Origin of the sequence: Streptomyces sp. McG3 (genome assembly GCF_018619185.1) — a bacterium.
GTDB lineage: Bacteria > Actinomycetota > Actinomycetes > Streptomycetales > Streptomycetaceae > Streptomyces.
The window spans coordinates 1-10326 of the sequence record NZ_JAAXYC010000286.1; the positions used below are offsets into that span (position 1 = coordinate 1).

7 protein-coding genes are annotated in these 10326 nt (G+C 71.6%); 3 read left to right on the forward strand and 4 right to left on the reverse strand.

Annotated features, from left to right (window positions below):
• From HET64_RS31295 to HET64_RS39720, 3 genes are all read left to right on the forward strand, one after another.
• Positions 1-711: hypothetical protein (locus HET64_RS31295; RefSeq protein WP_215110522.1), on the forward strand; the 711-nt coding region annotated here is incomplete at its 5' end.
• Positions 696-2141 (forward strand): MFS transporter, encoded by a 1446-nt coding sequence (locus HET64_RS31300; RefSeq protein ID WP_215110523.1) that lies wholly within the window; start codon positions 696-698, stop codon positions 2139-2141. The genes HET64_RS31295 and HET64_RS31300, both read left to right, overlap by 16 nt.
• Positions 2138-4288, forward strand: a complete 2151-nt coding sequence (locus HET64_RS39720) for a prolyl oligopeptidase family protein (protein WP_215110524.1) — start codon at positions 2138-2140, stop codon at positions 4286-4288. Before HET64_RS31300 ends, HET64_RS39720 begins: the two co-directional genes overlap by 4 nt.
• A 21-nt stretch (positions 4289-4309) precedes the next feature.
• On the opposite strand, the gene HET64_RS31310 is transcribed toward HET64_RS39720, so the two are convergent.
• From HET64_RS31310 to HET64_RS31325, 4 genes are all read right to left on the reverse strand, one after another.
• Entirely contained in the window at positions 4310-5776 is a 1467-nt protein-coding gene (locus HET64_RS31310; RefSeq protein WP_215110528.1) for an amino acid permease, read from the reverse strand.
• A gap of 189 nt (positions 5777-5965) precedes the next feature.
• Entirely contained in the window at positions 5966-7879 is a 1914-nt protein-coding gene (gene dxs, locus HET64_RS31315) for a 1-deoxy-D-xylulose-5-phosphate synthase (protein WP_215110525.1), read from the reverse strand.
• A gap of 163 nt (positions 7880-8042) precedes the next feature.
• Positions 8043-9356 (reverse strand): sugar ABC transporter permease, encoded by a 1314-nt coding sequence (locus tag HET64_RS31320; RefSeq protein ID WP_215110526.1) that lies wholly within the window; start codon positions 9354-9356, stop codon positions 8043-8045.
• Positions 9353-10141, reverse strand: a complete 789-nt coding sequence (locus tag HET64_RS31325; RefSeq protein WP_215110527.1) for an ATP-binding cassette domain-containing protein — start codon at positions 10139-10141, stop codon at positions 9353-9355. Before HET64_RS31325 ends, HET64_RS31320 begins: the two co-directional genes overlap by 4 nt.
• Between the last annotated feature and the right edge of the window lie 185 nt (positions 10142-10326).

Below are 10326 nucleotides of genomic sequence, written 5' to 3' on the forward strand. Positions count from 1 at the left end.
GCCCCCACCTACGGACTGGCCTACGCCGCGCTCGCCCCCGACGGGATCGACGACTCGGCGTGCCGGGCCACGCTCGGGCGGCTCGCTCCCGACTTCCTCTCGCCGGCCGGCAAGTCGCCGCTCAAGCGCATGGAGATCCGCTTCTACGCGGACAAGGCGGGTGCGGACCACACCATCGAGCCGTACGCCGAACTCGTCGGACAGAGCCCGCTCGTCACCCTGACCGCCGCCGCGCCGGGGAGCGCGGAGACGGGGGGCACGGTCACGGGGGACGTGGTCACGGACGACGTGGCACCGCTCACCGACTCCGAGGGGTACTCCCTCACCCACGCCGCGTTCTTCCTCGGCGACTACGGGCGGACCACGACCGGACTGGCCGGGGACGCCCTGGCACACGCGCGGGACCTGGTCCGCAGGATGCTGGACCACTGCGTCGGGCAGGACCGGTGGGACCTGGCCGCCGAACTCGTCATCACGCAGTTCATCCTCGGTCTTGAGCCGCTGCGCACCCCTTCGGGGGCCGCGGCCGTGGAGTGCCTGGTGCGGGCCCAGCGGTCCGACGGGGCGATTCCCGGGCGGTCGGCCGCGCTCATGGCGTCCCGGTCGGCGCCGGCCGGGGAGTTCTTCCGGAAGGCGTACCACACGACCCTGGTGACCGCTCTCATGACCCTGGTCCTCTCCTCGGGGAGGCCGTCATGGCACCGCGACTGAGCCTGATCAGCCCCGACTTCACGCGGCTCTGGTTCGGACAGGCCGTCTCGTCCGTCGGGGACATGGTCTTCAGCACCACCCTGATGCTGTGGGTGGCCACCGTACTGGCGAAGGACGAGAGCTGGGCCCCGGCGGCGGTGAGCGGCGTCCTGGTGGCGGGCGGCATCGCCGTGCTCGTCGTCGGTCCGATCGCGGGCGTCTTCGTCGACCGCTGGGACAAACGCCGCACGATGCTCGGTACCGAAGTGCTGCGGGGCGGGCTGGTGGCCCTGCTGGCCGTCGTCTCCTTCCTGCCGGCCGACGCGCTGCCGGCCGGAGTGTGGCTCACTCTCGTCTACGGCACCGTGCTGCTCCTGCACGCGGCCGCCCGGTTCTTCGCACCGGCCCGCTTCACGATCATCGCGGACCTGGTGACCGGTGATGCCGACCGCGCCAGGGCGGCCGGCATCACCCAGGCGACCAGTCAGACGGCACTGATCATCGGCCCGCCGCTCGCCGCGCCGCTGTTCTTCACGCTGGGCGTGCAATGGGCCATGCTCTTCAACGCGCTCTCCTACCTGGTGTCGTACGTCGCCATCAGTTCGGTCCGGGTGGCCCCGGCCGAGAAGGCTGCGGTCGACGGGAGCGGCACGGGGAAGGCCGCCGGTCACCGGTCCGGCGTGCTGCGGGAGTTCGTGGCGGGCCTCCGCTTCTTCGGGCGCAGCAGGTTCCTGGTCGCGCTGCTGGTCTTCGCCGTGATCGGCCAGTTCGGCGTCGGCGCGCTGAACACGCTCAACATCTTCTTCACGACCGAGAACCTGGGCATGTCGGCCAAGCTCTTCGGCTACGTCGGCATGGCCATCGGGGTGGGCGGCATCGTCGGCGCGCTGTGCGCCGGCCGGGTGGTGCAGTGGATCGGGGCGCGGCGGACGACGTGGGTCAGCCTGCTGGTGAGCGGCGCCCTGCTGGTCGCCTACTCCCGGCAGACCGGATTCGTCGGCGGCATCATCCTGCTCGTCCTGTTCACCATTCCCCTCACCGTGCTGAACACCGCGATGGCCCCGCTGCTGCTCTCGGCGGCGTCCGCCGAGTACCGCGGGCGGGTGGTCGCCGTGTTCCAGCCGATGACGCAGCTGGCGGCGATGGTCGCGGCGGCACTGTCCGGCTGGCTCGCCGGCACCCTGCTGCGGGACTTCGACGGCTCGGTGGCAGGCCTGCGGTTCGGCCCCATCGACACGATCATCGCCGTGGCCGGGCTGTGCATCCTGCTGTCCGGCCTCTACGCCCGCGGCGCCCTGCCCGACCCGGAGACCTCCGAGGACGGCGGTCCCGCCGGAGGACCGGCCGGGCACGAAGGGGCCGGAGAACCCCTGGCACCGGCCGAGGAGACGGCCGCGCCGGCCGCCGCTGTCCGAAGCGCCGCCCCACCTCGACGAGGGAGCACCGAGTGACCTCCGCCGCCCGACCGGCACCGCACGACTACCCCCGCACGGCCCGGCAGGACGTCGTGGACGAGGTGCACGGGGTGCCCGTCCCCGACCCGTACCGCTGGCTGGAGGACGCGGGGGCGGACGCGGTGATCCGCTGGGACGCCGAGCAGGAGGCCCTCTACACGGCGGCGCGGGCGACCTGGCCCGGCCGGGAGCGGTGGGAGGCGGAGGTGGCGGCGCTCACCGCCGTCGATCGCGCGACACCGCCCAGGGTCCGCGGCGGCAGGGTCTTCTGGCTGCGGCAGGACGCGGGCCAGGAGCATCCCGTGCTCATGGTGGCGGAGCCCGGGACGGATACGGGGGCGGATACCGGGCGGGTGCTGCTGGACCCCCAGGTCCTCGACCCGTCCGGACGCACCTCCCTCGACGCCTGGCAGCCGTCCCTGGAGGGCGATCTGCTGGCCTTTCAGATCTCCCGGGACGGCACCGAGGAGTCGCGGCTCCAGGTGATCGACGTGGCGACCGGGAAGGTCGTCGACGGGCCGGTGGACCGGGTGCGGAGGTCGTCGGTCGCCTGGCTGCCCGGCGGCGAGGCGTTCTACTACGTCCGGCGGCTGGACCCGCGGCTGAACCCCGGCGAGGAGCAGTACCACCGCCGGGTCTGGCTGCACCGGGTCGGGACCGCGCCCGGCACCGATGCCCTGGTCTTCGGCGAGGGCCGGGACAGGACCCAGTTCTACAGCGTCTCCGGGTCCGCCGACGGCCGCTGGCTCGGGATCAGGGCCACGCTCGGCACCGGCCGCCGCACCGACCTCTACCTGGCCGACCTGACCGCGGGACCGCTGGAGAGGCCGCTGCTGGTGCCGGTCCAGGAGAACACCCCGGCCGCCACCCATCTGCATGTGGCGCCCGGGACCGGTCCGCGGGACCCGGTGTGGCTGCGCACCGACCACGGCGCCGCTCGCGGCCACGTCGTGGCGTGCCCGCCGGACGCGCTGCACCGGGGCCCCGAGGCGTGGCGGGAGGTGGTCGCGGGACGTCCCGACGCGGCCCTCACCCACTTCGCGGTGGTCTCGGGACCCGAGCTCGCCCACCCGCTCGGCCTGGCCGCCTGGAGCCGCCACACGGTGGCCGAAGTGACCGTGCACGATCTGACGGACGGCAGGCAGGTGGCCTCGGTACCACTGCCCGGCAGCGGCACCGTCGGCGGCTTCGCGCCCGGGCCGGCCGGCAGCCACGAGGCCTGGTTCACCTACACCGACTTCGTGACGCCGACGCGCATCCTCCGCTTCGACGGGCGGACGTGCCGCGCGACGCGCTGGGAGCACGGTGCCCGGCACGCGCCCGAGGCCGCGGGGGCGGTCACCCGGCAGGTCGCCTTCCCGTCCCGGGACGGGACGACGGTACGGATGTTCGTGATCTCCCCCACCGGCCGCCCGGACGTGCCGCGCCCGGCCCTGCTCACCGGATACGGCGGCTTCGGCCAGATCATGTCGCCCCGGTACCGGCCCCAGGTCCTCGCCTGGGTCAGGGCGGGCGGCGTCTTCGCCTGGGCGGGGCTGCGCGGCGGCGGCGAGGAGGGCGAGGAGTGGCACCTCGCCGGCAGCGGGGCCAACAAGCAGAACACGTTCGACGACTTCGCCGCGGCCTCCGACCACCTGCTGGCGGCCGGCTGGGCCGCACCGGGCCGGGTCGCGATGATGGGCTCCTCCAACGGCGGGCTGCTGGTCGGCGCGGCCCTGACCCAGGAGCCCGAGAAGTACGCCGCCGCGGTGTGCCGGGTCCCGCTCCTGGACATGGTCCGCTTCGAGTCGTCGGGGCTGGGGCCCAGCTGGGTGCCCGAGTACGGCAGTGTGCGCGACCCCGCGCAGGCGCGGACGCTGCTGGGCTACTCCCCGTACCACCGCGTCACGCCCGGCGTCGGCTACCCGGCGGTGCTGCTGGCAGCCTCGGACGGTGACACCAGGACCGACCCGCTCCACGCGCGCAAGATGTGCGCCGCGCTGCAGCACGCCACGTCCGGGGCCGGGCCGGTCCTGCTGCGCCTGGAACGCGGCGTCGGGCACGGCGCCCGCGCCCTCTCGCGCGTGGTGGCGCTGGAGGCCGAGTGCCTCGCGTTCCTGGCCGGGCAGGTGGGGCTGCGGGCGCCGGGCGGGGTCGCTCCGTGAGGACCCGGCCCGGCACGGACGTCAGCGGCCCTCCTTGGCCATGCGGCTGTGGGAGCGCCCGTACACGAAGTAGATGATCACCCCGAGGACCATCCAGGCGCCGAAGCGGACCCAGGTCTCCACCGGCAGGTTGAGCATCAGCCAGACCGACGCGGCCACCGAGGCGATCGGGAGCACCGGCACCCACGGGGTACGGAACGCGCGGGGCAGGTTCGGCTGGGTGCGGCGCAGGACCAGGACGCCGAGGGCGACGATGACGAACGCGAAGAGCGTGCCGATGTTCACCAGGGTGGCCAGCTCCTCGATGCTCGTGAACCCGGCGATGATCGCGATCAGCACGCCGAGCAGGATCGTCGGGCGGTAGGGCGTGCGGAAGCGCGGGTGCGTCTTGGAGAAGAAGCGCGGGAGCAGGCCGTCGCGGCTCATCGCGAAGAAGACCCGGGTCTGGCCGAGCAGCAGGATCATGCAGACCGTGGTGAGACCGACCGCCGCGCCGAAGCTGATCAGCCCGGCGTAGAAGGGGTGCCCGGTGGCCTTGAAGGCGTCGGCGAGCGGGGCGCTGACGGAGAGGTCGCGGTAGTTCTGCATGCCGGTGACCACGATCGAGACCGCCACGTAGAGCACCGTGCAGATGATGAGCGAGCCGAGGATGCCGCGCGGCATGTCGCGCTGGGGCAGCTTGGTCTCCTCGGCGGCGGTGGCCACCACGTCGAAGCCGATGAAGGCGAAGAAGACGATGGAGGCGGCGGTGAAGATGCCCATCACACCGAAGTTCGTCGGTTCGTAGCCGAACAGCAGCTGCACGAGCGGCGCGTCCCAGCCCGAGCCCGCGGGCTGCTTCTCGGCCGGCGGGATGAAGGGCTTGTAGTTCTCGGCCTTGATGAAGAAGAGGCCCGCGATGATCACCATGAGGACCACCGCGACCTTGATCGCCACCACGACCGAGGTGACCCGGGCGGACAGCTTCATGCCGACGACCAGGATGACGGTCAGGACCAGCACCAGGGCGAAGGCCAGGATGTCGAAGCCGAATCCTTCCGCCACATCCGGTCCCGAGAGCGCCTCGGGCATCGTCCAGTCGACGTTGTCCATCAGCGAGCGGACGTAGCCCGACCAGCCGACCGCGACCACCGCGGTGCCCAGCGCGAACTCCAGCACCAGGTCCCAGCCGATGATCCAGGCCACCAGTTCGCCCAGCGCGGCGTAGGCGAAGGTGTAGGCGGAGCCGGCCACCGGGACGGTGGAGGCGAACTCGGCGTAGCAGAGCGCGGCCAGCGCGCACACGACGCCGGCCACGGCGAACGCGATGGCGGTGGCGGGGCCCGCCGTCTCCTTGGCGACCTGTCCGGTGAGGACGAAGATGCCGGTGCCGATGATGACGCCGACGCCGAAGACCGTGAGGTCCAGGGCGGAGAGGGACTTCCTGAGCGCGTGCTCCGGCTCCTCGGTGTCAAGGATCGACTGTTCGACGGACTTGGTGCGGAACATGCCTTTTCGGCGGGGTGGTGTGACCTGCGCGCTCACCTGCGTTACCTCCACGCATTCGTTGTGAACGCCATGATGGGGACCCTGCCGCACAGGAACGCGCCATCTGGCCCGTTTCATGCGAATGGGCCGGGAGAACCACCCGTACAGGGGTGGTTCTCCCGGCCCATCGGCCGAACGGAGGTCAGCGCGTCAGTCGCGGGCGGGTTCCACGGCGCGGCTCTCGAAGCGGCCGTCGAGCTTGGCGACCAGGCCGGTGACCTGCCGGGCGATGTCCGGCGCGGTCAGTCCGATCTCGGCCATGACCTCGCCGCGCGAGGCGTGGTCGAGGAAGACCGGCGGGATGCCGAAGTCGCGCAGGGGTACGTCGACGCCGGCGTCCCGCAGGGCCTGTGCGACGGCGGAGCCGACGCCTCCGGCGCGGCTGTTGTCCTCGACCGTGACGACGACGCGGTGGCGCTCGGCGAGCGGGGCGAGCGCCTCGTCGACGGGCTTGACCCACCGGGGGTCGACGACGGTGCTGGAGATGCCCTGGGCGTCCAGCAGGTCGGCGATCTCCAGGCACATCGGGGCGAGCGCGCCGACGGAGACGATCAGGACGTCCGGACGGGCGGCCTTCGGCTCGCGCAGGATGTCCATGCCGCCGGCCCTGCCGACCGCCTTGACGGCGGGGCCGACCGCGCCCTTGGAGAAGCGGACCACGGTGGGCGCGTCGTCGACGGCGACGGCCTCGCGCAGCTGGGCGCGGACCTGGTCGGCGTCGCGCGGGGCGGCGATCCGGAGCGTGGGCACGCACTGGAGGATCGACATGTCCCACATGCCGTTGTGCGAGGCGCCGTCCGTGCCGGTGATGCCGGCCCGGTCCAGGACGAAGGTCACGCCGCACTTGTGCAGGGCGACGTCCATCAGGACCTGGTCGAAGGCGCGGTTGAGGAAGGTGGCGTAGACCGCGAAGACCGGGTGGAGTCCGCCGGTGGCGAGGCCGGCCGCGGAGGCGGCGCCGTGCTGCTCGGCGATGCCGACGTCGTAGATCCGGTCCGGGAAGGCGGCCTCGAACTTGCCGAGGCCGACGGGCTGGAGCATGGCCGCGGTGATCGCGACGATGTCCTCGCGCTCATGGCCGAGCTTGACCATCTCCTCGCCGAAGACGGAGGTCCAGTCGAGGCCGGAGGTGGAGATCGGCAGGCCGGTGTCCGGGTGGATCTTGCCCACCGCGTGGAAGCGGTCGGCCTCGTCCTGGAGGGCGGGGGTGTAGCCGCGGCCCTTCTCGGTGAGGCAGTGCACGATGACCGGGCCGCGGAAGCGCTTGGCGCGCTGGAGCGCGGATTCCAGGGCCTCGATGTCGTGGCCGTCGATCGGGCCGACGTACTTCAGGCCGAGGTCCTCGAACATGCCCTGCGGGGCGATGAAGTCCTTGAGGCCCTTCTTGGCGCCGTGCAGGGTCTCGTACAGCGGGCGGCCGAGGACGGGCGTGCGCTCCAGGATGTCCTTGCCGCGAGCCAGGAACCGCTCGTAACCGTCGGTCGTACGGAGGGTGGCGAGGTGGTTGGCCAGGCCGCCGATGGTCGGGGCGTAGGAGCGCTCGTTGTCGTTGACGACGATGACGAGGGGGCGGTCCTTGGCGGCGGCGATGTTGTTCAGCGCCTCCCAGGCCATACCGCCGGTGAGGGCGCCGTCACCGATGACCGCGACGACGTGGTCGTCCTTGGCGAGGACCTCGTTGGCCTTGGCCAGGCCGTCGGCCCAGCCGAGGACCCCGGAGGCGTGGCTGTTCTCGATGACGTCGTGGTCGGACTCGGCACGGGAGGGGTAGCCGGAGAGGCCGCCCTTGCTCTTGAGCCGGGAGAAGTCCTGGCGGCCGGTGAGCAGCTTGTGCACATAGCTCTGGTGGCCGGTGTCCCAGAGCACCTTGTCCCGGGGCGACTCGAAGACCCGGTGCAGGGCGATGGTGAGCTCGACGACGCCCAGGTTGGGGCCGAGGTGTCCGCCGGTCTTGGACACCGCGTCCACGAGGAAGGTACGGATCTCCTCCGCGAGCTGGTCCAGCTCACCGAGGCTGAGCCGGTCCAGGTCGCGCGGTCCCTTGATGCGGGTCAGCAGATCCACCCGTGCCTCCTTGCGTTTGAGCTGATCGAGCGTGCCGATCCGATGAGTCTAATGTTCCGCTCGCGGCGGCGGGCATCGGGCGGCCCTGTTCGCGTCCGGAATGCCGGACACGCGCAGGTGCCCGGAGCCCCTGGGGGCACCGGGCACCTGCGCGGTTGTGCGGTCAGGCGCGGCCCGCGGTCTTCTGGGTCCTCCGGGTGACGGAGTCGATGACGACCGTGGCGAGAAGCACGGCTCCCGTGACCATGTACTGGATCGGCGTGGCGATGCCCTCCAGCGACAGGCCGTACTGGATGGAGACGATCACCATGACGCCGAGCAGCGCGTTCCAGGTGCGGCCGCGGCCGCCGAAGAGGCTGGTGCCGCCGATGACGGCCGCCGCGATGACGTTCATCAGGAGGTCGCCGGTGCCGGAGCCCTGGTTGGCCGCCGCGATCTTGGAGGCCCAGAACAGGCCGCCGATCGCCGCGAAGGTCCCCGCGATGGAGAAGACGGAGACGCGGATCGCGGTGACGTTGATACCGGCCCGCCGGGAGGCCTCGACGCTGCCGCCGAGCGCGAAGATCTTCCGCCCGTAGGCCGTACGGCGGAGCAGGAAGTCCGTGCCGACCAGGACGATCAGGAAGAGGACCAGCGCGAGCGGCAGGCCGCGGTACTGGTTGAACATGTACGCGGCGGCGAAGCCGAACACGCCGATGACCGCGGTGCGCACGGCGATGTCGGCGAGCGGGCGGGCCGGGATACCGGCCGCCTCGCGGCGGCGGGTGTCCAGGAAGGCCGCGGCGAAGTAGCCGATGACCGCGATGGCGGCGAGCCCGTAGGCGGCGGCGACGTCGGTGAAGTAGTACGTGGTCAGCTTGCCGACCACCCCGTCGCCGTCCAGGTTGATCGTGCCGGAGTCGCCGAGCAGCTGGAGCATGAAGCCGAGCCAGAACAGCAGGCCCGCCAGGGTGACGGCGAAGGCGGGCGCCCCGACCCGGGCGAAGAAGAAGCCGTGGATCGCGCCCATCACCGCACCGCTGACGACGGCGACGAGGATCGCCAGCCATTCGTTCATGCCCTGGGTGACGCTGAGCACCGCGACGAGGGCGCCGGAGACACCGGAGACGGAGCCGACCGAGAGGTCGATCTCGCCGAGCAGCAGGACGAAGATGATGCCCACGGCCATCATGCCGGTGGCGACCATCGTGGTGGCGATGTCGCTGATGTTCTTCGCGGAGAGGAACTCGGAGTTCATGCTCTGGAAGACGATGGCGATGATCGCGAGGCCGACGATCACCGGGATCGAGCCCAGGTCGCCACCGCTGATCTTGCGCTTGAACTCGGTGACGTAGCCGCCGAGGCCCTGCTCGCGGATGAGCAGGCGGGGGTCGATCACCGTGGCGGCGCCCTCGGCCGCGTCCGGGTTGCCGACCGGCGGCGCGTCGGCCGGGGTGCCGGCCTTGTCCAGCGAGGTGGCGGACTTGTCGGTGGTCACTTGGAAACCTCCGCGTTGCGCGCCGCACGTCGGGTCACGGCGTTTTCCGTGGCGCCGGTGATGGCGGAGATGATCTCTTCCTGGGAGGTGGTCTTCACATCGAAGACACCGTTGTTCCGGCCCAGCCGGAGCACGGCGACCTTGTCGGCGACGGCCTTCACATCGGCCATGTTGTGGCTGATGAGGATGACCGCGTGGCCGCGCTCGCGCAGTCGCTCGACGAGGTCGAGGACCTGGGCGGTCTGCTCGACGCCGAGGGCGGCGGTCGGCTCGTCGAGGATGACGAGCCGGGGCTCGCCGAGCATCGACCGGGCGATGGCCACGGTCTGGCGCTGGCCGCCGGAGAGCGAGGCGATCGGGATGCGGACGCTCGGGATGCGGATGGAGAGCGTGGACAGCAGCTCGCGGGAGCGGCGCTCCATCTCCACCTCGTCCAGGATGCCGAACCTGCGCAGCTCCCGGCCGAGGTAGAGGTTGCCGACGACATCGATGTTGTCGCACAGCGCGAGGTCTTGGTAGACGGTCGCGACGCCGAGGTTCTGGGCGTCGTGCGGCTTGGTGATCTGCACGGCCCTGCCCTCCCACTCGATGACGCCGTCATCGATGGGGTGCACTCCGGCGATCGTCTTGACCAGCGTTGATTTACCGGCGCCGTTGTCGCCCACCAGGGCGACCACCTCACCGGCGTGGACCTCAAGCTCTACATCGGTGAGTACCTGGACGGCACCGAAGCGCTTGGAGACCCCTCGCAACGCCAACACGGGCGTAGCGGACACATGAACCATCTCCTTCGCCGCCTGACCGGCGGGGATGCCGCGCCCGGGGGAAGGCGCGGCGGTGTCGAGCACAGAGGGAAAACGGGGGTGAAGCGTTCCGTCCGACGCCCCGCCCGGTAGCGGGACGGTTGGTGTGCGGGGCGCCGGACAGGCTTCGTGGGCTCGCGCCGTGCGGGCCCTGTCTCTTATAAACA